Here is a 25,471-nt window from a genome sequence, read left to right as displayed (position 1 = left end):
CTCTTCGCCGATTTTATTCGTTCTTAGGTCAGGTCGTTCTCAGGCCGCGCTTGATTGGCTCTTTTGGTCACCCTTTGTCGACTTTTTCTATTCTTCCAACGGTTCCTCATGTCCGTCCCTTGCCGGAGGCGACACAAGGCCGGCCTCGTCTTCTCGCCTGTGCTCACCAGACGAGGCTGCTCTTTCGAGCGAAGCCTTGACAGCCTGCCGGCAGGCGCGCAGCTCCTCTGTCAGATCGAGGAGGCGGCAGAAATCGATCAGGGCCGGCTCTTCCGGCAAGCGATTCAGCCGTTCGTCCACGTCCCGGCAACGGTTCTCACGGGAACGGCGCAGTTCTGTCCAGATCTCGGCCTCGATCCGGTGTTCTGTCAGGCTGTCCAGGTATTCCATCAGCACATCCAGATCCCGCACCTGGCCGGTATGTTCTTGCACATCGTCGATGAGGGTGTAGAAGCGTTTGCGCAAGTCTTTCGGGAAACAATCGTAGACGGTTTCCAGAGGATAACGGAGACGGCGCAGCGCGATGCGGAGTTGGTGCAGCGCTTCCGGGTCTCTCGATGTCACATAGCGGGCATGTTGGGCCAATACCTGGCGGAGCCGGTCGCGGATGATCAGGCGGGCCATCTTTTCCAGCGGTTTATCCCGGTCGAGTCCTTCGATCCGCCATTTTTTTCTCAACTGAAAAACCTCCTTTGCTGTTCGTTCCCATTGTTTTTCTTGAAGGGAATCACAATAACGGGGACGGTTTAGGTGAAGAATAAGCGGGGAAGGCCATCAAACGGTTGGGTATTTTCATTGTAACATATTTGTTTGACAGAATTGCTCTCCCTCGGTTATTCTGAACGTTGGTAGACATTCAGCCAGGAGGGAAAAGGTTGCGACGCGTCAAACTTGCCATTCTACATATGCTGCCTCAGACCTGGCTGTCCCGCCAAAGCGGGAAGTGGGCCGCTTCCCGCTGGAGCCGGAGGGCCATCCCCTGGTTCATCCGCCGCTACGGCGTGAACCTGGAGGAAGCGGAAAAATCCTGGCAGGAGTATCGCTCATTGGCCGATTTCTTCTGCCGCCGCCTGAAGCCGGGAATGCGCCCCATCTGTCCTGATGAAAGTGTCATCATCAGCCCCGTTGACGGAAAGGTGTCCCAGATAGGCACCGCGTCGGCCGGACGCCTGATCCAGGCGAAAGGGATCAATTACTCGCTGGAACAACTCCTGGGCGACGCTGAACAGGCCCGGCGATTCACCGGGGGAGAGTTTATCACCATCTACCTGAGCCCGCGCGACTACCACCGCATCCATGCGCCCATGGCAGGGCGGGTGACCGGCTATGCCTACTGGCCTGGGCGGCTCTATCCTGTCAACGAGCTGGGCGTGCGGGGGGTGCCTAATCTCTTCGCCCGCAATGAGCGACTGATCACCTACATGAAGACGGATGTAGGACAAGTTGCGGTGATCAAGGTGGGTGCCATGATGGTCGGCAGCGTTCGCGTCGGCTACGCCGAGATCAATCGGCGCAAACGGGCCAAGTTGATCTCAATGACCGATGGTCCCTATCTGGACAAGGGGGACGAGCTGGGCTACTTTGAATTCGGGTCGACGGTGATCCTCCTCTATGAACCGGGCGCCATCCGCTGGAAACCAGGCATTGAGACAGGTACTCGGCTGAAAATGGGCGAGGGGCTTGCGGAAAAAATTATTTAAAAAAAGACCGGCATACTTGACCGGTCTTTTTCTTATTGTATGGCATGATTGACAAATAGAGACTCATAATTTAGGGATGGAAGGGCACACCCTTAACCTTTTGGTCCCATGGGGCCATTTTATTTGTATTCATAAAAGATTCGCAAAAAGAAGGGCTCCCCATTGTTGTGTCGAATTAGCTGTTCTGGGCATAACCTTCCAAGCGCAGCGACAGGAAGCGTTTTTTATCAGCGAAGGTCTGACACCATTGCAAGGACGTTTTCCCGGTTTTACTAACAGTACCCCCTTTTTCCCTGACTATCGAAAGGGAGGGAAAGCCGCTCCGCAGACCGGGGGTTTGCCACACTAATGGAGGTGTCTATCACATGCATCCTTTCCGCCAACCCCTCAAGCTTGCCCGCCTGATCGATAACCCGACGGCGGCGCAACTGCGGGAAATGGCTCGGGGCGAGGAACAGACGACTGAATTCGGCAGTCCCTGTTACGTGTCGAAAGTGCGCAACCGCAGCGCTAAGCAAACCTACCTCGTGGAAGATGGCATCACCCTGGGCGTCGACCAGCAGGGGATCTCCCTGGAGAAGGCGACCGCCCTGGCTGCGGAAGTGCACCGCTACCTGGCCGATCGGGGTGTCATCCGCCTCGACCGACAGATGGGGCTCGACGCCAACCACACCTACCACTGCCGACTCTACATCACCGAACCCTATGCGCGCATCCCCGCCATGTGGATCCACTCCCTGTTTGCGCCTGTGGACAAGGACAAGGAGCCCGATCTGATCAGCATCTACGTCCCCGAGTGGCCGGAGCGAATCATCTTCTGCCACCCGCTGGCCGGCGTTACATATATCCTGGGCACCGATTACTTTGGCGAGTGCAAGAAATCTTTCCTACGCATGGCCATGTTCCGGACGAAGCAGAAGGGCGGCTTGGGCCTCCACGCTGGTTCCAAGGTACTCCGCATCCGCGACGCCGCCGGCGAATTGAAGGATGTAGGCTTCATCCTTTTCGGTCTCAGCGGCACCGGCAAGACGACCCTGACCATCCATGACCATGGCCTCACCGGCGACGAGCGCGTAATCATCCGCCAGGATGATATCGTGCTCATGGATCCCGACGGCTTCTGTGCCGGCACAGAGGATGGCTTCTACATCAAGACCGACGGCCTCGATAAGCTCCAAAAGGTGCTCTATGCAGCCGCCCTGTCCCCTAACGCCCTCTTCGAGAACATCAAAGTTTTCGAGGGCGGCGTCATCGACTTCTTCAACCAGGAACTGACCTCCAATGGCCGCGGCATCGTCCTGCGCAGGGAAGTGGCCGGATCCGACGACTCCATCGATTTGCAAAAGGCCCACAAGCTCATCTTCATCACCCGCCGCAACGACATCGTACCGCCGCTGGCCCGCTTGAACTCCGTCCAGGGCGCCGCCTACTTCATGCTCGGTGAATCTATCGAAACCTCTGCCGGCGACCCGACCAAGGCTGGCCAGTCCAAGCGGGAGGTGGGCACCAACCCCTTCATCGTCGGTCCCGAAGCGGAAGAGGGACACCGCCTTCTGGAGATCCTCCGCAACAACCCCGATATGGAGTGCTATCTGTTAAATACAGGATCCGTCGGCGCCCGTGAGGGCGACGCCGGGATCAAGCTCTCCATCGAGGTCTCCACCACGCTGATGAAGGAGATCGCCAAGGGCGGCATCGAGTGGACCGTCGACCCTGACTGGGGCTACGAAGTTCCCGTCTCCGTCTCCGGCCTCGACATCGAGGCAATCATGCCCCGCCGCTTCTACAGTGAAGAGGAGTACCAAGCCCGCGTGGAAAAACTCCGCGTCGAACGGCGCGAGTGGCTGGCTCACTTCCCAGGGTTGGCAGAGGAGATCCGGGCGGCTGTGGAGAAGGCCTAATCTGGGATCGCCACTGCACGGTGTATCGCCAAGATGATACTTAAAGCCCTTCACCGTTTAGACAGGTGAAGGGCTTTGTTTCCCCGTCCGCTATGCCTTGTTTGACTCCTCTTTTTCCCCTGACGCTTGCTCCTCGCCACTCCCTGTGATCTCCCGCAGATACTCCTTCATCAACTTGCGGATCCCTCGGCCCTCGATCCGGCTCACATAGCTGCGGGAGATGTTCAACAGGTCGGCTACGGTTTGTTGCGTCTTCGGTGTGCCATCGGACAGCCCGTAGCGCAGCGTCAGGATCTCGCGCTCTTTCTTATTCAGGCGCCGCCGGACCTTATTCTGAAGGTCTTCGATCTCAGAAGACCGCTCGACCAACTCCGCTACCGTATCTCCGTCCGTGCCGAGGATGTCGCTGTAGGTCATCCTGTTTCCGTCCTTGTCTATGCCGACAGATTCCTCGAAGGAGACAACCCGGGAATCGCGCTTCTTATTCCGTAAGTGCATGAGGATCTCGTTCTCGATGCACCGGGAGGCATAGGTGCTGAGCCGCACCTGCTTCTCGGCCTTGAAGGTGTTGATCGCTTTGATCAGCCCGATCGTTCCGATGCTGATCAGATCTTCTATCTCTTCATCGTTGGAATAGTATTTTTTACAGATGTGCGCCACCAGGCGCAGGTTATGGGTTATCAGCTTTTCCCGCGCTTCTGCGTCGCCGCCGGTCGTGCGGGCGATGTATTCGGCTTCTTCTTCCGCTGAGAGTGGTTTCGGAAAGGAGTTGCTGTTGAGGCCGCCGAAAAGGGCAGCAAACCCTTTGAGCAGGAAAGCCAGAAAGGTGGCAACCCATGCCGTTACCAATCGATCACCCCCCGTTCACCTATTCCCACTTTATGGAAATAGACGAGGGGCTGTGCGCGTCCACAATAAAGCGCCCTCCCGCTCGGGAGGGCGCGCCTGTTACTTGGTAAAGATGTGTTTGCCGATGCGCTTGATCTGGGGCCGTCCCCAGATCCATTTGCTTGTCGCCGTGGCCGGGTTAAAATAATAGAGAGCGCCGGCGCTGGGGTCCCAACCGGCGAGTGCGTCACGGGCGGCTTTGAGGCTGGTCGGGTTGATGTTCATCCAGATCTGCCCGTCATCGACAGCCGTGAAGGCGCCCGGTTGGAAGATAACGCCCGATACAGTTTTGGGGAAAACAGGGCTGCGCACCCGGTTGAGGATGACGCCACCGACGGCCACCTGTCCTACATAAGGCTCACCTCGGGCCTCGCCGGTGATGCACCGCGCCATCATCCACACGTCGTAGGACTTCGGCCAGCCTTGTCCGATCGCCTGCGCTTCGGCCATCTCGATCTCCGGCCCGAATTTTTCCAGAAACTGCCCATAGGTCATGGGCAGGGATGGTTCGCTGTCGGGCCAGGGGAAAAGGAACATCGCCAGGATCAGCAAGAAGAATCCTGCTTTTCCGCCGATTCGAAGCGTCTGCATTCAAGACCCCCTTTTTCCTTCACATCGATTCGTCAATCCATTTTCGGAAATAGTATGGGCGGAAGGATCGGAGTCCATGCAAACCGCTTCTTGGCGACTTGATTTTTTGCCGAGGCTGAGCATTCGGAAGGTTTTTCTCTCGTCGCATGGAATAGCAAGGGGAGGAACGCCTTGAAGCTGCACGATGCACCCTTCGATCTTGAACGAAACGATACAGCAGTCAGGTGATAGCTTGAACGCCTCTTTAAGACCACACCGCCTCATCTCCGCCATAACCATTGCCGGACTCCTTTTGCTCTTGACAGCTTTCGCTATCTCGGCAGATTCCGCTGTAGCGGCAAACATCGCCGCAGCGTCAGCGCCCCCGATCTCGTCAGCGCCCGCCCTCTCGTCAGCCTCCGACATATGGGCCGCAGCGGAGGACGGGCCCGGTTCAGTCGGGACTATCCCCGAGGATATCACCGCAGGCGAATCCGTCACGGCAGCGAAGACGGTCCTTGTTGTCTACCCGACGCCGCGGCTCTTGCGCGGCATTTTGCCCTGGCAGGAGCGGGATTGGCCCAAGATGATGCAAAATCTCTTGGGTCACTTTGACGTGGAGGTGACGCTCCGCACAAGCGGTGAATATCAGGGAGGCGATTTGGCCCGTTACGACGCCTTCATCTACATGGGAACGTATCCCGAGAAGGTTCCGCGCACCCTGTTGCGGGAGGTGGCTCGTTCTCCAAAGCCGGTCCTGTGGCTGGGGCGCAACATTGAGCAGTTGGATGTGGTCGGTGGTCCCCGATGGCAGACGCGTCTTTCCGAAGGCCAGTCGGTCGCCTACATCTACAAGGATCGGACGATCGATGCCAGTCGCCTGCAGCAAATGAACATGGTGAAGGAATTTCCCGTTAATAGCGTCGTATGGGCCTGGGCGGACACCGCTGAGGGGCGCTTTCCCTTCGGCTTGCGCAACCAACGATTCTGGTATGTTGCCGACACGGATCTGCACAGCCGGGCTTACTTGTTGGTGGCCGATCAGCTGTATGACTTTCTGGGACAGCCCTCGGAAGGGAAGCGCTGGGCCACCTTGCGCATCGAAGACGTGCATCCGCTCCGTTCACCGGAGGCGTTGCGTCAGTTTGCTGACGTGCTGAAAAGCCGGAACATCCCCTTTATGGTCACCGTCGTTCCCGTCTACGTCAATCCGAAGACGGGGGAGCGGGTCACTTTGGCGGAACGCCCTGAGCTTGTAGAGGCGCTCCGCTATATGGAGGCCTCCGGCGGCACGATCCTGGTTCACGGATTGACCCATCAGGTCGGAGATGGGGAAACCGGCTGGGGCTTTGAGTTCTGGGATGCAGACCGAGAAAGACCGGTGCTTTCAAAGATCGCTCCCGATTGGGCGGAAAAACGTTGGAGCCGTGCGATCAACGATCTCCGCGCCCTCGGGTTGCGCCCGCTGGGCATCACGGTGCCCCACTACGCCATGAGTCGCGACAGCTATGTTCATCTGCGCGATCGTGTCGACCTGCTCGTCGGCAGCCCGCAGATCTCCGGCCATTCGCGGCTGACCCAGAAGGTCCCGTACCTGCTGAAAAAAGACCAGTACGGCTACTGGGTGATTCCGGAGAATATCGGTTTTCTCGATTTTCGCATAGACGACCCGGTGGCGCCGATGCTAAAGGCGGCTGAGGAAGTGGCCTTGGTGCGCGACTGTGCGGCGGGCGCTTTCTTTCACTCCTTTCTCGACAGCGGGCGGCTGGTGCAGCTGGTCGACGGGCTCCGCGAAGGAGGGTTTGCTTTCCTAGATCCGCGCGATTTGCCCGTCAGGGAGGTGCTCCCCTCCGCTTCACCGGAACATGAGGTTGGCGCCATCTCGGAGGCCGACGTTTTCTGGGATCCCATTGTAAATGGTGACACGCCGAAGGGTGCCTTTTTCCTATGGCGTTTGGCGCAGGAGGAGACCCCTTTGCTCTTTGCGGTCGCAATTGCGCTGGCCGGGGTGACTGCGGCAGCCTTTATCCTGATCGTCAGGGCATTGGCGATGGAGGATGGCGCTGGAAATAAAAGAAGATAGCAAAAGGAGATAGAAGTAAAAGGAGATAGGGAAGATGAGTTTTGTGCTATCAGAAGCAGCTGCCTCTCTGATGCTGACACCGGAAGAGTTCCGGGAGGCGCTGGCGATTTTTTTTGAAGAGGCAGAGAACACACTGGCCGGCATCGATGAGGCGTTGCCTAACGGGGATGGGAAGGCACTGAAAGCCCTTTTGCATGACCTGAAAGGTTCGGCTTTCAATTTTCGTGTAGACGATGTGGGCGAGATGGCAAGGTCTTTGGAGGCCTGCGCCCTTTCAGGTGATCTCGAGCAAATCTGCCGGGAACTCCCCAATCTTCGGGGTGAACTGGCCCGGATCAAAGCCCTTGTTGACCTGTAAGAAGTACCGCTGCCCTTCGCCTCAATAGGAATTATCGGAGGGAATTATCGAAGCGCAGGCGTCAGATACAATGAAAAAGACGCGGCAATGTGTTACCATAGAAGTAAGATTTGATCCCTCTATCTGTGTTCCCGAAAGGCGGGTTCCAGCATGACGCCATTTTTTGCGCGTGAACTGGATTACATCCTTTTTGTCTATGGTCTTAGCCTGATCGTGCTGGTATCTGTTGCGGGAATCCTTCGCCAAAGTGAAAACCGGCTTTTTTCATGGAGCTATTTGAGACTGTACGGATTATTCCTTGGACTTTCCGCCTGGCTCGATCTGATCGCCTGGAGTTTCGGCGATGGCACTTTTTTTGCTATTTTGCGGTTGCTGTTGATCGCAGTCGCCTTCGTATCGCTTGCCCTGTTAGCGAAGAGCGGATTGGCAGAAGAAAAGGACGCCGGCGGTGCTGTCGGTTTTTTGGCCTTCGCCTTGTTCGCGGGAGCCGGTGGGGCCGCTATGGCCGCCGGCTTATCCGGCCTGAACGTGGCGGTCCGATACGGTTTAGGCTTCCTATCTTGGGCGGGAGTTGCCTGGTCGATAGGACGCTACGCCCGGCTTGAGGACCGGCGATCGGGCAATGCCCTTATCGGCGCCTCGGCCTGCCTGGTTTTACAGGCCCTTGCGGCTGCATTAGCGATGGCGGCTTTTTTTGCCGCCGATCAGCCGGAAGCGCCGGCAACGGTCGCTCCTGCCCTGGTCCATGTGGCCGGCGTGCCGGTAGCGGCGCTGCAGTTGATGCCGGCCATAGGAACTGTCTTTTTTCTCTGGCGTTATGCCCGTTTGGTTGATGAGCGGGAGCGCCGCTACCTTCCTCCATCTGAAAAAATGGCCTGGTGGCGTCCTATCGGAGCCTTCTTCCTGCTGCTCCTGATCGGGTGGACGGCGACGGAACTGGCCGGTCAGGCCGGTGAAAACCATGCCCGCTGGAGTCTTTTGACGCGGGCGAAAACGGCGGCAGCCGCCATCGACGGGAATATGATCACCCGTCTCTCCGGGACAGCGGCCGATCTGGTCAACCCCGATTACCTGCGCCTGCGGGAGCGGCTTGTGGCCATGCGGGCGGCGAACGAGGACGCTCGTTTTGTCTATCTTTTGGGACAAAACGAAAAAGGTGTCTTTTTTTATCTCGATTCAGAACCGGAAAGCTCTGATGACTACTCTCCTCCCGGCGAAAGCTATGACGACGCCTCGGCCGAGTTGCAGGGGATCTTCTCAACCGGTGAGGCTTTTGTCGAAGGGCCCCTTGAAGACGACTGGGGCACCTGGGTATCCGGTCATGCCGTCATCCGCGATCCCGAATCCGATCGGATCGTGGCTGTTTTTGGGATGGACGTGAGCGACCGCCTCTGGCGGTTTGCCATCGCCAGTTATCGCATGGTGGCTATCATCACCATCTTGGCCTTGTTCTGGGTCGTCCAGATCTTTTTCAGAGCCTGGTGGTCGACCCGCCGGTCGGCGGAAAAAGTGCGGGAGCAGGGGGTGCTCGTGCAAGGGGTCGCTGATGGTTTGCAGCGGCTGCTGACCGTCAGCGATTATAATGAAGCCATCCAGGCGGCCCTTGCCAGCCTGGGTCAAGCGGCAGGGGCCGATCGTATCTATATTTTTGAGCATCATCGCCATCCCTGCGCAGAGGGCTGGGCGATCAGCCAGCGTTTCGAGTGGACGAGAGACTCGATCCCACCACTGATCGACAATCAGGATTTGCAGAACTTCTCTTATGACGAGCACGGCCTCAACGACTGGTATGCCGCCTTTTGCACCGGGCAGCCGGTCAGCGGAACCTGCCGGACCTATTCGGAAGCGGAGCGGCAGCTGTTTCTTCCGCTGGGGATACAGTCCTTTTTGGCGGTGCCCATCTTCGCTGGCGGGATCTGCTGGGGATTCATCGGTTTTGACGACTGCAGCCGGGAGCGCCGCTGGACCGACTACGACAAGACGATTCTGGCCGCCATGGCTGCCGGCATCGGCGAATTTATCGAGCGCAAGCGGGTGCAAGATGAACTGGCGCGAACGCGCGATCAGGCATTAGAGGCTTCTCGGCTGAAATCGGAGTTTGTGGCCAACATGAGCCATGAGATCCGCACCCCCATGAACGCCATCATGGGGATGAACGAACTCCTGCTGGAAACGGACCTCGATGCACAGCAGCGCGATTTTGCCGTCATCGTTCGCGAATCGGCGGAGGGGTTGCTCCGGATCATCAACGACATCCTCGACTTTTCCAAGCTCGAAGCCGGTAAGATGACTATCGATGAGACAGAGTTTCGCCTGGTCGATACGGTCGAAACGATCGCCGACATGCTTTCGGTCGGGGCGAGAAAAAGGGGGTTGGCCCTGAGCACCTTCATCGATCCCGCCATCCCCGCTGTCCTGCGGGGAGACGAGGGGCGGTTGCGCCAAGTCCTCCTCAATCTGGGGGGCAATGCCGTCAAGTTTACGGAACAGGGCGGCGTGACAATCCTGATCACCCCTGACGATCCGCCAGGTGTCAGTCTGCTCCGCCTGCGTTTTGAAGTCATCGACACAGGTATCGGCTTATCGCCTGTGGCTCGGCAGCGCCTTTTTCAGCCCTTCACCCAGGCCGACGGCTCGACGACGCGCAAGTATGGCGGAACTGGCCTGGGCCTGTCCATTTCCCGCCGCATCATCGAGCTGATGGGTGGCGAGATCGGCGTGGAAAGCGAGTTCGGGCGTGGATCGACCTTCTGGTTTACCGTCCCTTTCACTGCCGTGGCGAAACCGGCGCCGCCGCCTGACGCGATCAAAGGAAAAAGAATGCTTGTTCTCGCTGGCGGCGGAACCGGCGTTACGACAGCCCGCTACGGCCAAGCCTGGGGTCTCTATTGCCGCTGCGTCGGCAGCGCAGACGAGGCGGCGCGCGCTGTTGCTGCGGCGGCGCAGGCGCCCTTTGACTTCATCATCATCGACGATGCGCTGCCGCTGGACAGCTCAATGGGTGACCTCCGCTGGATGTTGGAAGGTATCCCGGCGTCGAAATTGATCCTGCTGATCGCCATCGACGGTCGGGGGCGAGGAGAAGAGGCGCTGCGTGCCGGATTCTCGGCTTATCTTTTCAAACCGGTAAAAAGCTCCCAATTGGCGGCCTGCCTGGCCCGCCTATCGACCGAGGAAGCGGTAGAGAATCGGAAAGCTGAGGCGCTTGCAGTGAAGCGCGGCGCCCAGATGACGACAGAGGCGGTCCCGTTGCCGACAACTGAGGACATGCCAGCGAAGTCCGGCGCACTACCGGCGAACAGGGCCATGCCGCCAAGGCCCGGCGATTCCCAAGCAGACCTATCCCGACTTGATGGAGGCGAAATCCTCGTCGTCGAGGACAACCGCTCCAATCAGAAACTGCTCCTGTTGCTGTTGAAACAGCTCGGCTATCAGGGGTATTGCGTGTCTACAGGCCGGGAGGCGGTCGAAGCGGTGGCGCGCCATCCCTTTTCCCTGGTATTGATGGATTGTCAGATGCCCGACATGGACGGCTATGAGGCGGCTCAGGCCATCCGGCGCGCCGAGGCCGAAGGCGGGCGCCATCTGCCCATCATCGCCATGACGGCCAACGCCATGCAAGGGAACCGCGAACGTTGTCTAGCCGCTGGCATGGACGACTATACGGCCAAGCCGATCCGTCCTGAAACGTTGCGAGAGATCCTGAAGCGATGGATACCTCCCGACGAAGGAGAAATTCGGTACGCCGAGTGACAAATCTGTCTTCTGCGACTGCTTCCCGCCGCCGGGGGTGGTCTTTTCTTTCTTGAACGACAAAATGCTATTCCTTAACGTCAGCCGCGGGCAGAACCCTTGGTCTTTTAAGCTAACATTGCTGCAAACGAGAAAATATATAGTTTCACTTAAATTGACAGTTGTTCTTGCCATGGACTACAATGAGCATATGAAACACGACGAAAAATTCTGAATTCTCCAGGAAAAGATTACAAAGCAAGAAATTTGCTCTGGCAGTAATGCATGAGGTGATGCGATGTCATCCGCCGTCGAACAGGCGCCCGTTCAGATCAATCTTGCCTGGTGCAAGGCCTGCGGGATTTGTTACAACCTTTGTCCTACCAAAGTGTTGGGCGCTGACGAAATGGGAAAAGCCACCCTCGTCCAACCGAAAAAATGTACCAAGTGCAAGATCTGTGAAAATCATTGTCCCGATTTCGCCATTTCCGTCGCAGGGGGGAAGAAAGCTTGACCGCCATGTCCAACAAGGTCCGCTTGATGCAGGGCAACCAGGCCTGCGCCGAAGGCGCCATTTATGCTGGCCTCCGATTTTACGCCGGTTATCCTATCACCCCGTCGACAGAAATCGCGGAGATTCTGGCGGAACGGCTGCCCCAGGTAGGGGGGCGTTTCATCCAGATGGAAGATGAGATCGCGAGCATGGCCGCCATCATCGGCGGCGCCCTGACCGGTGTCAAGTCCATGACGGCCACCTCCGGTCCTGGTTTCTCCCTCAAGCAGGAAAACCTGGGCTACGGCATCCTCGCAGAGGTCCCTTGCGTTGTCGTCGACGTTCAACGGCTCGGTCCTTCCACGGGCGGACCGACGGCGCCCTCCCAGGGTGACGTGATGCAAGCCCGCTGGGGGACCCACGGCGACCATCCTGTCATCGCCATCTGCCCCAACTCGGTGCAGGAATGCTTCAACCTGACGGTAAAGGCCTTCAATCTGTCCGAACGCTTTCGTATCCCTGTCCTGTTCATGCTTGATGAGGTCATCGGTCACATGCGGGAACGGATGGTCATTCCAGCCCCCGGCGAATTAGAAGTGTTGGAACGGAAAAAGACCGACCTTCCGCCCGGACAGTATGTTGCCTATGCCCCTGTTGATGATACACTCGTTCCGCCTATGGCTAATTTCGGCGAAGGATACCGCTTCCACGTGACCGGCTTGCTCCATGACGAGACAGGGTTCCCCTCCAACAGTTCCTCCGTCGTCGGCGCCCATTTGGAGCGTTTGCACCGCAAGGTCGAGCGCGGTCTCGACGAGATCATCATGGTGGAAGAGATCGAGACAGAAGACGCCGATGTCGTCATCATCGCGTACGGCTGTGTGTCCCGTTCAGCGGCCCATGTTGTGCGGGAAGCGCGCTCCCAAGGGTTGCGGGTTGGCCTTTTGCGCCTGATCACCCTCTGGCCCTTCCCGGTGGACGCCGTCCGGCGTGTCGCCGAAGGCGCCCGGGCCATCGTCGTGGCGGAGATGAACCTTGGCCAGATGCTGGATGTGGTCAAGAGCGCTGTGGAAGGGCAGGTACCCGTCTATGGCGTCTGCCGGGCTGATGGAGAAATGATCGCTCCCGACACCATCCGGGAGAAGGTCGAGGAGGTTAAACAGCTCTTCTAAAATCGTAACAAAATGGATAAAATCGGAACTTTTTGTTCAGACTATTCGTCTAACTTCGTGAAGAGGATAGCACGGAGGTCTTTATCCATGAATCCATCGGTTTCTATTTCCAAAGCCAGTCTAATGCTCGGCGTTACCCCCCACTGAACTGAATGAAGAAATGGTAGAAGACTTGGTCTCCATCATCACGGGCTTTAGCGCCTGGATCTATGGCGCACGAGGCGGGCGAAAGATCAAACAAACCCTTGATCAATTGCAAAAAGAGGGTGTGCGGGAATGAAAATCACCGCTCGCGGCGAGATTCTGGCTCTCTCGGATGAAGCAAAAACCGCCGTAGACGATTTGATGCGGATCTTTTCATCGGCCATTCGCTACAGCTTTCAACGGCTGATCGAAGGCTCGATGAGCGTCGGCGACATCGAAAAGGATGTGGCTTCTCGCTACGGCCTCAACATCCGCCAAGCCAAGGACGCCGTGGAAGACGCCCGCCAAACACTTATTTCCCAACGAAAACTTCTCCCCGAGTACGTGAAGAATTATGCTAAAAAAGCCGAAGCCGTCGAGAAAAAACTCAAGCATGTGAAGTCCGAAAAAAAACGCAAGGCCCTTCTTTCCAAGCTCGCCAAGCGTCAGCGAAAACGAGATTATTATCAACAGTTTATCACCGCGAATACGATTCCTCCAGTCGTCTTTGGCGGCAAGAAAACCTTCCATCAGCGTTGTGCCGGAACCATTTCCATCGAAAAGTGGCGGGACAAACGCTCCAATCGCGTCTACGCTCGCGGCGATAAAACCAAGAAGGGCAATCCGAACCTTCGCATCCTCTATCACGACGAGAAACTTTTCTTGGAGATCAGCACCCTCGCCAAAACCCCGTCCGGTCGTTCGGTGAAAGTCACCGTTCCCCTTTACATCGCCCAAAAGAAGTCGAAGAAGACCGGAAGGGTCAACGGGCGCAACTACCGCCAGATGCTGATCGACTACCTCCACACGGGCGACGCCTACCAGGTTGAAATCCTTCGGCGAAAGGGCCGCTACTATGTGCATGTGACCTTTGACGAAGCGGCGGTTCGGGCCTACAAGGTCGAATACAAAGGGCATGCGGGCCTCGTCGGCATCGATACGAACCCGGACGGTTTTGCCCTCACCCATATCGACCGCACCGGAAACTACCGCCATCACACCGCTATCGCCCGGCATGAACTGACCTATGCCCGATCCAATCGACGAGAAAATCTGATTGGCGAGATGGTCAAGGAGGTCATTCAATACGCGAAGGATCGCCAATGCGGCGTGGCCTTTGAGGACTTGAAGTTCGAACACGACCAAGATAGCCAGCGTAAATTCTCGCGCATCCGGCACAACTTCATCTATCGCCAAATGCTCACGATGCTGGAAAGGGCCTGTATTCGAAACGGGATCGAGTATACGAAAGTGAAGCCCGCCTTTACGTCGAAGATCGGCTTGTACAAGTATACCCACCAGTATGGTCTGGACGTTCACCACGGCGCGGCCTTGGTCATTGCCCGAAGGGCCTATGGGATGAAAGAAAAAGTCCCGAGGCTCTTGCGGGAAAAACTCCTTCCGACGAAAAGTCCGTCTACCGAATGGAAACGATGGGCCATGATCCATCAGCGGATCGAAAAAGAAGCGAAAATCATCACGAAAGGAAGTGTAACGCCTGAGTTTTGGCGGTCACACCGGAAAGAGATCCTCGGACTAACCTAGAACTTGTAGCGTAACGTACATAATCGTCTTCGTACACGCGGTGAAAGGCGAAGACGAAGGTGTTTCTTTACGGATGGGGTAACACCCCTCATTGCGGCGGCCTCGGATGCCACGGCATTCGAGGCGATAGCAATATCCCGTGATGTACAAGTGATGGCTTGTATCCGAGGGGATCGAATCCTGTGAGATCTCCCGCGCTGGGGTAGTCGCCAGCGTGTCAAAACCAAAGCAAAGTCAGTTTGTTACGGTTTTGGAAACCAGGTACTATAAGTGTTTGCCGAAATCGAACAGTATTTCCGCACCAACCGACTCCCTCATATCTGGTGTCCCGGTTGCTCCAACGGCATCATCGTCAAGTCAATCGTGGAAGCCATCCAGAAGGCCGGCCTCGATCAGGATAAAACGGTCATCGTCTCCGGCATCGGTTGCTCCTCCCGGGCAACGGGATACCTGAACTTCGATACCCTTCATACCACTCATGGCCGCGCCATCGCCTTCGCTACCGGCGTTAAAATGGCCAATCCGGAATTGCACGTTTTCGTCATCACCGGTGACGGCGACTGCGCTTCTATCGGCGGCAACCACTTCATTCACGCTGCCCGGCGCAACATCAACTTAAACGTGATCCTCTTTAACAACAGCATCTACGGCATGACCGGCGGGCAGTATTCACCGATGAGCCCCATCGGGGCAAAAGGGACCACCGCTCCTTACGGGAATATCGAGCGCCCCTTCGACATCTGCAACCTGGCCATCGGCGCCGGCGCCACCTATGTGGCCCGCGGCAATTCCTTCCACACGCGCCAATTGACCGACATCATTTACGCCGGCATCACGAATAAAGGCTTCTCCTTCGTGGAGGCGCTCGCCGCCTGCCCCATCTACTACGGCCGCAAGAACAAGCAGGGCAGCGCTGCCGATATGCTCAAGTGGCAGAAAGACCATTGCCTGCCTAAGGAGGCGGCCGACCGGCTGCCCCCGGAAAAAAGAGAAGGCAAGATCCTGACGGGCATCCTCCACCACGTACCGGCTCCAGAGTATACGGAGCAGTACGAAAAAATCATCAACAGATTTAAGGAGGCCAACAGCAATGCGTGATAGTTGGGAAATCCGACTGGGCGGCACCGGCGGGCAAGGTCTGATCACCGGCGGGATCATTCTGGCCGAAGCGGCCATTTTAGATGGGAAGAACGCTGTTCAATCCCAGAGCTATGGTCCTGAGTCCCGTGGAGGTTCCTCCAAAGCCGAGGTCATCATTTCCGGTGACCGGATTGACTACATGAAGGTCAAGGAGGCTGACCTGCTGCTGGCCATGAGTCCGGAAGCGGCCAAGAAGTACATCGATGAGGTCAAGGAAGACGGCATCGTCATCCTCGACAGCACTTATGTCAAGAACTGCGAGCCTGCGAAGGGAAAGGTCTATCGGATCGATATCAGCCGTCTGGCCCGCCAGGACGTGGGTCGCGAAGTGGTGGCCAATATCGTCGCCCTGGCGGTTATCGTCGGCCTGACGGGCGTCGTCTCTCGGGAAGCCCTCGAAAAAGCTGTCCTTTCCCGCATCCCGAAAGGGACCGAGGAGATGAACAAGAAGGCGATTGCCGTCGGCTTTCAGGCGATCGAGGAAGCCTTGAACGCCGCTTAAGGTCATGGAAAGCGCATCCCGAGGATGGTACCATAACACCTTCATGCATGCCATCGTGTTCATCGGATAAGCAACAAGCAAAAATAAAAGCCCTGTGACCGCAGTGGAAGTGGTGACAGGGCTTTTTTGCGCATAAGCCGCTTTGGCTTGCCGGCGAGCCGGATACAGCCAAAACGGCAGGAGGGCTACCGGCGCCGGAGCGCCTCACGGATGTCGACGACGGCGTCGGTGATGGTCCGCAGTTCCCGAATGAACCAAGCGACCAGGCTGATATAGGCCACGACAGCAAAGTGGGCTGCGTTGGCGTGCATCCTCCGGAAGCCTGAACAGTGGTGCATGCGGTCACCTCCCAGGGTTAGCATGCCCCGGTAGGCGCTTTTTACGTGACCTAGTATGGACAATAATAGACCGTATTGTATCCGTCGACAGCGACCAGACGCATGGGGGTCGTAGCGTCCCATACCTTCTGTCGGGTCATCTGATCGAAGTCGAAGAGGTATAACTCGTAATTCGCCGATTCGCCGGCTGCAGCCCCTTCCGATCTGCTGTCGATCATGTAGAAGAGCTTGCCATCGCGGTTCCAGGCGTAGGTCAGGCGGGTGTCGACGGGGAGGCTGTGGATCTTGACTCGGCGCCAGCCGAAAAAGGATGAGATCTCCCGGTTGGCGGCGATGAGATCGAAACGGTCCCGACCTTTTTCCGCTGTCGCCGCGCCCACCGCCGGCTGGAACTGACGCATGATGATCAGCCGTTCATTAGGGGAAGCGCAGAGAAAACGGTTGGATTCGGCGCTGTCAAAGCTGGTGAGCCAGCGGATGCTGCTTTCCGAGTGGGGGCGCACCTCCCCTACGTGGTGACGACCTGTGTCGCTCCCGTTCGCCGTGACCTCTGTCTCCATGATGATCGTGGAGGGGTACTTCAGCCAAGCGACCGGGGCGACCGTTTTGCCGAGGTCGGTCATCTGCAGCATCTCCCGCGTCTCCGGCGAGTATCGGTAAATTTCGCAGCGTTCCGGCGAGGTGTATTGGCTAAAAATGAGGTAACTGCTGTCAGGGGACCAGCGCGGCGAGCGCAGGTCTGCCCCCATGCCGACGGGGGTGCGGTTCTGGCTTTTGACTTCATAGATGAAGAGGGGATTATCCAGGGCGATGTATTTGTCATCAGGGGACCAGACGGGCAGATTGGGACGCTTGTCCGACTGATGGATATTCTTCACGTCACCGTCATTGACACGCGCCAGGCTGATCGTGTAGGTGGCTGAACCGTCCCCTTTCGGGCGAGTGACCGTGCCGAAGGTGACCATGCTGTCGTCCGGGCTCCAGGCGATGGCCGGGAAGAATTCAGTCCCGTCCTCAGGAGAAAGCCGGTGCAGGCGGATCGCCTGGCGGGATTTCATATTGACCACGTAGAGGCCGTTGCGTGTGGTGAAGGCCATGCGCTCTTTTTTGTTGCTGAAAGTGATGCTGGACCACTGAACTTCGTCCTTGGCGGCGGACTCGCTTGACTTCTTCTCCGGGGTGGGTTTGACGTCACCCAAACCGGGTGTTCGCACCGTGTAGGAGGCGAGGGCTTGTTCGCATATTTCTCGTAGGTCAACGAAACGGTAACCGGCCGGCAGACCGTCCAGAGGAGGAAGGATTTTTGCTTCAACCCACTGGGTGTCCGGGCCCGGAACAATGCTGTCGGCAGTCGTAAGGGGAAAGCGCTTGTTCGAGGCGAGGTTGTAGGCGGCGAGGGTGACGACGAGCAGGGCGGCGATCAAGGGGATTCCCGGCTTAAGGCGTTTCATGGATGACCTCCTGGTGGTGATGGCCCACATTTTAGATTCTGTCTGGACCAGACTTGAATTAGACAAAAGCTACCGAATTCCTGCCGAAAAAAGTGAAACTTATGGCGCTTGTCCTTTTTCCTTTCCCCGGCACATATTGTGTAGGGGAACAATCAAGGGCAGATATTCAGAAAGGACAAATGATGTCCTTTGCGTCGGAGAAACCTGGAAAAGAAAGGGGCGGTAATCGAGATGGCCTCACTTTGGCACTGGAAGCCGGTATGGTTAGGCCTGCTGCGCGCAGCTGCAATTGTCGCGACGGGAATCGTGAGCACAAGCATCCTTGTATGGCGGCTATCAGGGCCCGTCTACTTTTTGAGTCCTTGGGTCTTGTTTCTACTTGGGTTGGCGGCGGTGGCTGGCGGATACCGCGCGGCCCGTGTAGCTGGCCGTCGAGGTTGGTTGCAGGGCCTCATTGTGGGGGCGCTGCTCGCGCTGTTCTGCATGGGCTTTTGGTCCTCGGCAGGGACTTACTCGGCGGCAACAGCCGGCGTCGACGCCTTTATTTTGACGACCCTAGGCGCAACCGGCGGCACGATCGGCGCTTATCGGATGAACAGGAGGCGTCCGAGCCAGGCGGGTCTGTGATCGGATAACCCCACCCATGTCCGCGCAATCTAGAGCATAGACGCCAAAGAGTTTTGGCAATATGGAGTAAAATGGAGGCGCGCATGGACTGGGCAATAATTGCAGGTATTCTCAATATTATCGTCATCAACGTCGTGTTGAGCGGCGACAATGCAGTCGTGATTGCGCTGGCCAGTAAAGGTCTGCCGGTGGAGTATCGCAGAAAGGCGATCTTCTGGGGGGCCGGGCTGGCCGTTGTGCTCCGGGTCGTGCTTACTTTTATCGTGGCGCAGTTGTTGAGGATTCCCCTGATCCAGTTGACAGGCGGACTGCTCCTTGCCTGGATCGCACTCAAACTGCTCTACCCTGAGAAAGAGATTGATGAGGTAAAAAATGTTAGTGATGACTTCAAAAAAGTACTGATCACGATCCTTGGCGCAGACCTGTTGATGAGTCTCGACAACGTCCTCGCCGTCGCAGGGGCATCGCAAGGAAATATCTATCTGCTTATTTTCGGTCTTGTTCTGAGCATTCCCGTTGTCTTGGCAGGCAGCACCTTTTTGTCCAGTCTCCTTTCTCGGTACACCTGGCTGGTTTATGTCGGTTCGGGAATCCTCGCATGGACAGCAGGAAAGATGATCGTTGGAGATAAGAGTGTCGAGTCTATCCGTGAACGCATTCCCCTGTCCGATTTTCTAGTGCCACTTGCAGTCACAGCGATCGTCATCCTGTTCGGCAAACGTATCAGGGACAGGATGATTGCGGAGGGAAAATGATCGTCCACTGCCTCAGTCGACTATTGCTCTCCGAAATGCTGATTCATCTTGAATAAGGCGGAATAAGGGAAGGCTGCTTCTCATTTTGAAGCAGCCTTGCTGTTTTGACCATTTTGCGCAATGCCGGGCATCGTTAAAGCCTTATAATCCGAGTCCGGACAGCACCTTGCGCAGTTCGCCGGCGCTGTGGCGCAACAATGTCTCCTCCTGCTCGCTCAGAGGGAGGTCGAGGATCCTTTCCCGGCCGCTGGCGCAGACGAGGCTGGGCAGGCTGAGACAAACATCGCGAATCCCATAGTCGCCTTCAATGAGGCTGGAGATGGTCAGCACCGAGTGTTCGTCCCGCAAGATGGCCTCACAGATGCGCCGGACAGCGAGGGCGATGGCGTAGTAGGTGGCGCCTTTGCGCTCAATGATGTGGTAGGCGGCCGTTTTTGTTTCTTCAAAGAGGGCTTGCCGGTCGAGGGGGGCCTTGCCGAAGAAGTCGATATGCTCCAGGTCTGCGCCGGCAATATTCGCCAGGCTCCAGAGCGGCACCTCCGTATCGCCGTGTTCGCCGGCGATGTAGGCATGGACATTGCGCACGTCGACGCCGAAATGACGGCTCAGGGTGTAGCGGAGGCGGGAACTGTCGAGTACAGTGCCGGAGCCGATCACCTGCCGCGGGGGCAGGCCGCTGATTTTGAGGGCCCCATAGGTCAGGATGTCGACGGGGTTCGCCACCATCAACAAAATGGCGTCAGGGCAGTGTTTCATCAGTTCGGGGATGGCTTGTTTGAGGATGGCCGTATTTTTCTCGGCCAGGTCCAGCCGCGTTTCTCCTGGTTTCTGGTTGGCACCGGCGGTGAAGATGACGATGCGCGAACCCTTGCAGTCGCTGTAATCGCCGGACACCACCTCGACGGGGCTGACAAAGGAGACGCCGTGGTTTAAGTCCATGGCTTCCCCTTCGGCCTTCTTTTTGTTGATATCTACAAGCACCAGTTCCGAGACTGTTGAGGCGCTGAGGAGCCCGAAGGCGGTGGCTGCCCCCACGTTGCCTGTTCCGATGATGGAGACACGAACATCCATAGAAAAGCTCACCTCGGGCCTAGTATGCCCGGTTGGAAATACGCAACTCTGTAAGTCCTTTGACAAGCAGGGTGAGTGTTTCGTTGACCGGGGTGGCGACACCCCATTGGCGGCCCAAGCGCGCCACTGCACCGTTGATGGCATCGATTTCAGTGACCCGCCCGCGCTCCATGTCCCGGAGCATGCTGGAACGGTTGGTCGCTGTCGCGGTGGCGACAGCCTTCGCCCGACCTACCGGATCGGCGGTGACGGTCACGCCGGCCGCCGCCGCCACCGCTGCCGCCTCGGCAACAGCCGCCTCCAAGACACTTGTCAGCGCTGGTGCGTCCAGGATCTTTCCATTAGGGATGCCGGCGATGGCTGTCAGGGCGTTGATGCCCACGTTGACGAGCAGTTTCTCCCAGAGCAGGCTGGTCACATTGTCGCTGACTGCCGCGTTCAGCCCGGCCCGGTTGAAGCACGCTGCGATCTTTTCCACACGGGACGAGCGAATGCCCTCCGGTTCTCCCAAGTGGGTTTGCCCTCGACCGGTCAGACGGACATAACCGGGTTCGACGAAGAGGGCGCCGAAGGAGCTGGTTCCCACCAGCACCCGTTCGGCGCCCCAGCGTTCAGCCAGGATCTCGGCATTGCCCAAGCCGTTTTGCAGGGTGAGCAGGGAGGTGTGCGGGGCCAGAAGCGGCCCTAACCCCTCTGCAGCTGCCGCCGTGTCGGTCGCCTTGACCAGAACGATCACCAGATCAGCCGGACCGGCTTCTTCGAGGCAGGTCGTGGCGCGCAGGGGGATCAGCGACGGCTCCTCTGACTTTTCTAAATCCTCGAGGCGGAGGCCAGCTTTATTGAGGCGCTGCACATGGTCGGCCTTGCGGTCGATAAGGGTCACATCAGCGCCGGAGCGGGCCAGCAGACCACCGTAGAGGCAGCCCATGGCTCCGGCGCCCAGCACGGCGATGCGCATCAATAGAGCCCTTTCATTTCATCGTCCATGCCGAAGCTGTGTTCTGGACCGGGAAAGACGCCGTCGGCCACCTCTCGGGCGTAATCGTTGAGAGCCGCCCGGATGGCGGGGCCGGTCTGGGCATACTGTTTGACGAACTTGGGGACGAAACGATCATAGATGCCAAGCAGATCCTGGATCACGAGGACCTGACCGTTACAGTAAGGGCCTGCGCCAATGCCGATCGTTGGGATAGAGAGGCTGGCGGTGATCGTTCGGGCCAGGCCGGCAGGGACGCATTCGATGACAATGCTGAAAGCGCCGGCCGATTCTAAGGCGAGGGCGTCTTCTAGCAGCTGCTGGGCCGCGTCTTCCGTCTTGCCTTGGACCTTGAAGCCGCCCAGTTGGGCCGCTGTCTGCGGTGTCAAGCCGATGTGGCCCATGACGGGGATGCCGGCGTCGACGAGGGCGCGCACCGTCGGAGCCATTCGCGTTCCCCCTTCTACCTTGACGGCTTCGATGCCGCTCTCTTTGAGCATGCGGTTGGCGTTGCGTATGGCGTCCTCTTTGGAGACATTGTAGGAGCCGAAAGGCATATCCGCCACGACCAGGGTGTTTGGGGCGCCGCGGACGACAGGTTTGCAGTGATGGATCATCTCATCGAGGGTGACCGGCACGGTGCTGTCATAGCCCAGGACAACCATCCCCAGGGAATCGCCGACCAAGATGATCTCAATTTCACTCTCATCGACGAGGCGGGCGAAGGGGTAGTCATAGGCGGTGATCATGCGGAGGCGTTTTCCTTGCTTTTTCATCTCTTTGCACTGGGGCAGGGTGATCTTCTTGGCCAAAACAATTCCTCCTGTTTGGTACTGATATGGGAGAGTAGGAAGATGGGTGGATACAACGGGGTTTTCCCTAGGGGCGCCGTTGGCGCGCCAAAATGCGCTGCCGCCCTGATGGGTGGTCAGCCGCTTTCTACCTCTCCTCGCCAGCTGCCCATGCCGCCGCGGAAGTTTTTCACGCCCGCGAAGCCCTGTTTTTGCAGTGTCTGGACGGCCATTCGGCTGCGCATGCCGCTGGCGCAGATGACGACGATCTGTTTATTTCGGTGCGGCTCCAGTTCGGCCAGGCGCTGTTTCAGTTCTTGCAAGGGGATGTTGATAGCGCCAGCCGGCCGGCGCTTTTCATATTCCCGAGCGGTCCGCACGTCGAGCAGGAGCGATTGTTCCCGGTCAGCCAGGATGCGCAGGGCCTCTTCATAGCCGATATCCGAGTCGCTGCCGAAAAAGTAGCGGGCTGCCAACCGGATCATGATCGCGCCGATGGCGGCGGTTGCAATCATCTCTATGAAATCCATCGGGGCTCCCCCTGTCTGTTTAGTATTTTTCCTTTTTTGCTCCCGCTGATTTCTTATTTTTTATTGACCCGCCCCAATCTCCTCCATTTTCTCCCTCGAGTGGATTGAATCGTCGAAAAACCGGGGATATAATGGTAACGCTACGGGGAAAGGGGTTGGAAATGGGATGAATGAAGAAATTCGTGTCGAATATTTGCGAATTGAGATCTTGGAAAAAGTTTTCAACGATGTGGGCGAGTATGTAGGCAAATGCAGCCATGAGGCAGGCGGCTTGTTGCTGGGCAATGTCTATTTCCAGGAGCGCTCAGGCATCCTGGGGGCGCTTGTCCGTGTGGAAACCTTCCTGCCGGCGCTGCACGCCGAGCCGGTGCATACGAGCCTGAAATTGACTCAGGCCGACTGGGAGGAGTGGGAGCGCTTGCGCAAGCTGGCGCCCAAACTGCAGGTGCTGGGTTGGGTCCACAGTCATCTCGGCTGCGGCCTTTTCTTCTCCGGGCAAGATCTGACCATTCAACAGGAGCATTTCTCCCGCCCTTGGCACATCGGCTGGGTCGTCGATCCCCATTCCGGCACCCATGGCTTTTACCGGTGGCGCAAAGGCGCCATGGTTTCCACAGAGGACTGGCAAGCGATCCAGGTCACCCGTTCCGCCCGCTCCCAACCGGTGCCGCTGTACTCTCGTTCGTCGCCGGCTGGCAAAAATCCTTCTCCTTCCAGCCCCGCTCACGCCGATTATCCCGCGCCATCAAAGGCAACGCCGACCAGCGCTGCCTCATCGAGCAATGCGCCATCCGCACCGGGCGTTGTGGAGACCGGTTACACACAATCTAGATACGACCCGATTGAGAATACAGCCCGCCTCGTGATCGCCGATCCCGATGTAGAGCAGGATAGCGCCGCCGAAAAAGGAAAACCTGTCTTTATCATCAATGATACGGCCGCCGGATCGGCCATGCCCACCTTCTCTAATGATCGGCTGCGCGGTTCGCGGGACCCGCTGAAAGATACACCGCCAGAGGCGCGAATTCGCTCGTACCGGAGGGAGCCTTCCTGGAAAGGGGCGGCGATGACTTTTGGCATGGGCCTCCTGATCTTCCTGGCCGCCGCCTTGGTGACTGTAGGCGTATACACACTGTGGTGGAAATAGCATGTCAGCGTCTCGATGAAGTTCGGACGTTTGTGAATTATCGAACAAAAAAACCTATGCAGGAATTCTGTCAGGATCGAACGAATACCCACCGAACGTGATTGTTGACGGACGCGGAAGATCAGCAGAACAGATCTAACCGCCGGGACAAAGCATAACCATTACCGCACAGGTAGCGCATAAGGTGTATGATCGGACGCCCCACCGGGTGAAAGGCCGGCCAGATTTGATCCCCTTTTGACAAAATGAGTACAGGTGGTGCATGATTCCATGATCGACCAGATTCCTGCCCTGCTCGCCGGCGAGCGACGGGTGGCGGCCAAGATGATCACCCTCGTGGAGAACGGCGGACCTGAGAAACAGGAACTGCTGAAAGCCCTCCATCCCTATACAGGCAAGGCCTACATCGTCGGCATCACCGGCTCGCCCGGCGCCGGCAAGTCGAGCCTGACAGATCGCCTGATCTCCGGCCTGCGCAAGCAGGGCAAGAAGGTCGGTGTTGTCGCCGTCGACCCGACAAGTCCCTTTACCGGCGGCGCGATCCTCGGTGATCGCATCCGCATGAATGAGCATTATATGGACAAGGAAGTCTTTATCCGCTCCATGGGCACCCGGGGTAGCCTGGGCGGCTTGGCCCGGGCGACGAAGGAGGTGCTCAAGGTACTCGATGTCTTCGGCTGCGACTACATCCTCGTCGAAACAGTCGGCGTCGGTCAGTCCGAATTGGAGATCATGACGGCCGCCGACACGACCGTCGTCGTGCTCACCCCCGGCGCCGGCGACTCGATCCAGGCTATCAAGGCTGGCATCATGGAGATCGCCGATGTCTTCGCCGTCAACAAGGCCGACCTGGAAGGGGCAGACCGCGTCGTCACCGAGATCGAGGTCATGCTCGATCTGGGCGCCCGCACCCGCCCCGGCGCTGCTCAGCAGTGGCGTCCTCCCGTTGTCCGGACGGTGGCCATGCGCGACAGTGGCATTGATCAACTGCTGGCGGCGATTCAGAAGCACCGCGATCATCTGGAGACGACAGGCAAGCTCGCCGACGAACGCAAACAGCGCATCAAGCTGGAACTGCGGGAAGTGATCGAGCATCACATCAAGGACCTGATCCGGAATAAGGTGGAAAAAACAGGCGAGTGGGATCGCATCCTTGACGAGGTGATCCAGCGCACCCTCGACCCGCACACGGCGGCGGAACAGGTGCTGGCGAACTTGACAAAGTAACACAAAATCCCTAACATAAAGGGCAGATCCATCGGGTGAAAACGTCGATGGGGAGGAGTACACCGTTATAAACCCTGCAGAGAGGCGACCCGGGTGTTATCCCCTGGCTGGAAGGTCGCTGGGTGGCGCGGTGGAAGTCGCCCCGGAGTGCCAAGCGGCCGGTTGGACCCGTTATCGTCCCCCAAGAGCGCTTTTTCGGCTGCCTTCACCGGCGGTCGGAAGAACAAAGGTGGTACCGCGGAGCACTCCGTCCTTTGCCGGACGGGGTGCTTTTTGTTTTTGAATCCCGGG

At 57.8% G+C, this 25,471-nt stretch carries 22 protein-coding genes and 1 pseudogene; 14 read left to right on the top strand and 9 right to left on the bottom strand.

Going from position 1 to position 25,471, the window contains the following annotated elements; translation table 11 throughout:
* Positions 1-87: 87 nt before the first annotated feature.
* Positions 88-678: a CHAD domain-containing protein gene (locus HM1_RS12615; RefSeq protein WP_012283787.1), complete on the bottom strand. Its 591-nt coding sequence runs from the start codon at positions 676-678 to the stop codon at positions 88-90.
* A 197-nt stretch (positions 679-875) separates the two neighbouring features.
* Here HM1_RS12615 and asd point away from each other — a divergent pair, with 197 nt between their 5' ends.
* Both asd and HM1_RS12605 read left to right on the top strand, forming a co-directional pair.
* Positions 876-1,700: an archaetidylserine decarboxylase gene (gene asd, locus HM1_RS12610; RefSeq protein ID WP_012283786.1), complete on the top strand. Its 825-nt coding sequence runs from the start codon at positions 876-878 to the stop codon at positions 1,698-1,700.
* A 365-nt stretch (positions 1,701-2,065) separates the two neighbouring features.
* The gene (locus HM1_RS12605; RefSeq protein WP_012283784.1) at positions 2,066-3,601 is read left to right on the top strand and encodes a phosphoenolpyruvate carboxykinase (ATP); all 1,536 of its coding nucleotides are present in this window, start codon (positions 2,066-2,068) and stop codon (positions 3,599-3,601) included.
* Between the two features lie 90 nt (positions 3,602-3,691).
* Here the strand turns inward: HM1_RS12605 and sigK are convergent, their stop codons facing one another.
* The gene (sigK, locus tag HM1_RS12600; RefSeq protein ID WP_012283783.1) at positions 3,692-4,450 is read right to left on the bottom strand and encodes an RNA polymerase sporulation sigma factor SigK; all 759 of its coding nucleotides are present in this window, start codon (positions 4,448-4,450) and stop codon (positions 3,692-3,694) included.
* 99 nt (positions 4,451-4,549) lie between these two features.
* A pseudogene (locus HM1_RS16290) lies at positions 4,550-4,894 on the bottom strand (cell wall hydrolase); the annotation flags it as partial.
* A 385-nt stretch (positions 4,895-5,279) separates the two neighbouring features.
* Here HM1_RS16290 and HM1_RS12585 point away from each other — a divergent pair.
* From HM1_RS12585 to HM1_RS12550, 8 genes are all read left to right on the top strand, one after another.
* On the top strand, positions 5,280-7,142 hold the full coding sequence (locus tag HM1_RS12585; RefSeq protein WP_187147786.1) for a DUF2334 domain-containing protein: 1,863 nt from the start codon (positions 5,280-5,282) through the stop codon (positions 7,140-7,142).
* A 34-nt stretch (positions 7,143-7,176) separates the two neighbouring features.
* Entirely contained in the window at positions 7,177-7,500 is a 324-nt protein-coding gene (locus HM1_RS12580; RefSeq protein ID WP_012283780.1) for an Hpt domain-containing protein, read from the top strand.
* Positions 7,501-7,650: 150 nt separating this feature from the next.
* Positions 7,651-11,253 (top strand): GAF domain-containing hybrid sensor histidine kinase/response regulator, encoded by a 3,603-nt coding sequence (locus tag HM1_RS14780; RefSeq protein WP_012283779.1) that lies wholly within the window; start codon positions 7,651-7,653, stop codon positions 11,251-11,253.
* A 277-nt stretch (positions 11,254-11,530) separates the two neighbouring features.
* Entirely contained in the window at positions 11,531-11,746 is a 216-nt protein-coding gene (locus tag HM1_RS12570) for a 4Fe-4S binding protein (RefSeq protein ID WP_012283778.1), read from the top strand.
* 5 nt (positions 11,747-11,751) lie between these two features.
* The gene (locus tag HM1_RS12565; RefSeq protein WP_041315589.1) at positions 11,752-12,897 is read left to right on the top strand and encodes a 2-oxoacid:acceptor oxidoreductase subunit alpha; all 1,146 of its coding nucleotides are present in this window, start codon (positions 11,752-11,754) and stop codon (positions 12,895-12,897) included.
* A 276-nt stretch (positions 12,898-13,173) separates the two neighbouring features.
* Positions 13,174-14,625, top strand: coding sequence for an IS200/IS605 family accessory protein TnpB-related protein (locus tag HM1_RS12560; RefSeq protein ID WP_041313930.1), 1,452 nt, complete (start codon positions 13,174-13,176; stop codon positions 14,623-14,625).
* Positions 14,626-14,895: 270 nt separating this feature from the next.
* Positions 14,896-15,723 (top strand): 2-oxoacid:ferredoxin oxidoreductase subunit beta, encoded by an 828-nt coding sequence (locus HM1_RS12555; protein WP_012283775.1) that lies wholly within the window; start codon positions 14,896-14,898, stop codon positions 15,721-15,723.
* The gene (locus HM1_RS12550) at positions 15,716-16,267 is read left to right on the top strand and encodes a 2-oxoacid:acceptor oxidoreductase family protein (RefSeq protein ID WP_012283774.1); all 552 of its coding nucleotides are present in this window, start codon (positions 15,716-15,718) and stop codon (positions 16,265-16,267) included. Before HM1_RS12555 ends, HM1_RS12550 begins: the two co-directional genes overlap by 8 nt.
* 185 nt (positions 16,268-16,452) lie before the next feature.
* Here HM1_RS12550 and HM1_RS15840 read toward each other — a convergent pair whose 3' ends face one another.
* Complete coding sequence (locus tag HM1_RS15840; RefSeq protein ID WP_012283773.1) at positions 16,453-16,605, bottom strand: hypothetical protein; 153 nt, start codon at positions 16,603-16,605, stop codon at positions 16,453-16,455.
* A gap of 50 nt (positions 16,606-16,655) precedes the next feature.
* On the bottom strand, positions 16,656-18,056 hold the full coding sequence (locus tag HM1_RS12545) for a TolB family protein (RefSeq protein WP_012283772.1): 1,401 nt from the start codon (positions 18,054-18,056) through the stop codon (positions 16,656-16,658).
* Positions 18,057-18,287: 231 nt separating this feature from the next.
* Between HM1_RS12545 and HM1_RS12540 the strand changes: the two genes are divergently transcribed.
* Positions 18,288-18,683 carry a TIGR04086 family membrane protein gene (locus HM1_RS12540; protein ID WP_148207136.1) on the top strand — a complete coding sequence of 132 codons (396 nt, stop codon included), beginning with the start codon at positions 18,288-18,290 and terminating at the stop codon, positions 18,681-18,683.
* A gap of 83 nt (positions 18,684-18,766) precedes the next feature.
* The gene (locus tag HM1_RS12535; protein WP_041313924.1) at positions 18,767-19,438 is read left to right on the top strand and encodes a TerC family protein; all 672 of its coding nucleotides are present in this window, start codon (positions 18,767-18,769) and stop codon (positions 19,436-19,438) included.
* Positions 19,439-19,579: 141 nt separating this feature from the next.
* Here HM1_RS12535 and HM1_RS12530 read toward each other — a convergent pair whose 3' ends face one another.
* From HM1_RS12530 to HM1_RS12515, 4 genes are all read right to left on the bottom strand, one after another.
* Positions 19,580-20,509 (bottom strand): L-lactate dehydrogenase, encoded by a 930-nt coding sequence (locus HM1_RS12530; protein WP_012283768.1) that lies wholly within the window; start codon positions 20,507-20,509, stop codon positions 19,580-19,582.
* 19 nt (positions 20,510-20,528) lie between these two features.
* The gene (locus HM1_RS12525) at positions 20,529-21,467 is read right to left on the bottom strand and encodes a ketopantoate reductase family protein (RefSeq protein ID WP_012283767.1); all 939 of its coding nucleotides are present in this window, start codon (positions 21,465-21,467) and stop codon (positions 20,529-20,531) included.
* Entirely contained in the window at positions 21,467-22,297 is an 831-nt protein-coding gene (gene panB, locus HM1_RS12520; protein ID WP_012283766.1) for a 3-methyl-2-oxobutanoate hydroxymethyltransferase, read from the bottom strand. The genes HM1_RS12525 and panB overlap by 1 nt, the downstream gene beginning before the upstream one ends.
* A 116-nt stretch (positions 22,298-22,413) precedes the next feature.
* The gene (locus tag HM1_RS12515; protein WP_012283765.1) at positions 22,414-22,806 is read right to left on the bottom strand and encodes a rhodanese-like domain-containing protein; all 393 of its coding nucleotides are present in this window, start codon (positions 22,804-22,806) and stop codon (positions 22,414-22,416) included.
* 166 nt (positions 22,807-22,972) lie between these two features.
* On the opposite strand from HM1_RS12515, the gene HM1_RS12510 reads away from it, so the two are divergent.
* Together HM1_RS12510 and meaB are read left to right on the top strand one after the other, a co-directional pair.
* A complete protein-coding gene (locus HM1_RS12510; RefSeq protein ID WP_012283764.1) occupies positions 22,973-23,953 on the top strand; it encodes an MPN domain-containing protein in 981 nt (326 codons plus the stop codon).
* 270 nt (positions 23,954-24,223) lie between these two features.
* Positions 24,224-25,180, top strand: coding sequence for a methylmalonyl Co-A mutase-associated GTPase MeaB (gene meaB / locus HM1_RS12505; RefSeq protein ID WP_012283762.1), 957 nt, complete (start codon positions 24,224-24,226; stop codon positions 25,178-25,180).
* The last annotated feature ends 291 nt before the right edge of the window (positions 25,181-25,471 follow it).

Origin of the sequence: Heliomicrobium modesticaldum Ice1 (assembly GCF_000019165.1) — a bacterium.
GTDB classification, from domain to species: Bacteria; Bacillota; Desulfitobacteriia; order Heliobacteriales; family Heliobacteriaceae; genus Heliomicrobium; species Heliomicrobium modesticaldum.
The sequence above is the reverse complement of the archived record's forward strand: the minus strand, read 5'-3'. Positions and strand labels throughout refer to the sequence as shown.

Excerpts from the sequence above, each read along its gene's own strand:
- HM1_RS14780 (WP_012283779.1), top strand. The coding sequence starts at position 7,651 with ATGACGCCATTTTTTGCGCGTGAACTGGATTACATCCTTTTTGTCTAT.
- HM1_RS12580 (WP_012283780.1), top strand. The coding sequence starts at position 7,177 with ATGAGTTTTGTGCTATCAGAAGCAGCTGCCTCTCTGATGCTGACACCG.
- HM1_RS12540 (WP_148207136.1), top strand. The coding sequence starts at position 18,288 with ATGGCCTCACTTTGGCACTGGAAGCCGGTATGGTTAGGCCTGCTGCGC.
- HM1_RS12525 (WP_012283767.1), bottom strand. The coding sequence starts at position 21,467 with ATGCGCATCGCCGTGCTGGGCGCCGGAGCCATGGGCTGCCTCTACGGT.
- HM1_RS12515 (WP_012283765.1), bottom strand. The coding sequence starts at position 22,806 with ATGGATTTCATAGAGATGATTGCAACCGCCGCCATCGGCGCGATCATG.
- HM1_RS15840 (WP_012283773.1), bottom strand. The coding sequence starts at position 16,605 with ATGCACCACTGTTCAGGCTTCCGGAGGATGCACGCCAACGCAGCCCAC.
- meaB (WP_012283762.1), top strand. The coding sequence starts at position 24,224 with ATGATCGACCAGATTCCTGCCCTGCTCGCCGGCGAGCGACGGGTGGCG.
- HM1_RS12565 (WP_041315589.1), top strand. The coding sequence starts at position 11,752 with ATGTCCAACAAGGTCCGCTTGATGCAGGGCAACCAGGCCTGCGCCGAA.
- HM1_RS12550 (WP_012283774.1), top strand. The coding sequence starts at position 15,716 with ATGCGTGATAGTTGGGAAATCCGACTGGGCGGCACCGGCGGGCAAGGT.
- HM1_RS12605 (WP_012283784.1), top strand. The coding sequence starts at position 2,066 with ATGCATCCTTTCCGCCAACCCCTCAAGCTTGCCCGCCTGATCGATAAC.
- HM1_RS12535 (WP_041313924.1), top strand. The coding sequence starts at position 18,767 with ATGGACTGGGCAATAATTGCAGGTATTCTCAATATTATCGTCATCAAC.
- HM1_RS12560 (WP_041313930.1), top strand. The coding sequence starts at position 13,174 with ATGAAAATCACCGCTCGCGGCGAGATTCTGGCTCTCTCGGATGAAGCA.
- HM1_RS12530 (WP_012283768.1), bottom strand. The coding sequence starts at position 20,509 with ATGGATGTTCGTGTCTCCATCATCGGAACAGGCAACGTGGGGGCAGCC.
- HM1_RS12510 (WP_012283764.1), top strand. The coding sequence starts at position 22,973 with ATGAATGAAGAAATTCGTGTCGAATATTTGCGAATTGAGATCTTGGAA.
- HM1_RS12545 (WP_012283772.1), bottom strand. The coding sequence starts at position 18,056 with ATGAAACGCCTTAAGCCGGGAATCCCCTTGATCGCCGCCCTGCTCGTC.
- HM1_RS12570 (WP_012283778.1), top strand. The coding sequence starts at position 11,531 with ATGTCATCCGCCGTCGAACAGGCGCCCGTTCAGATCAATCTTGCCTGG.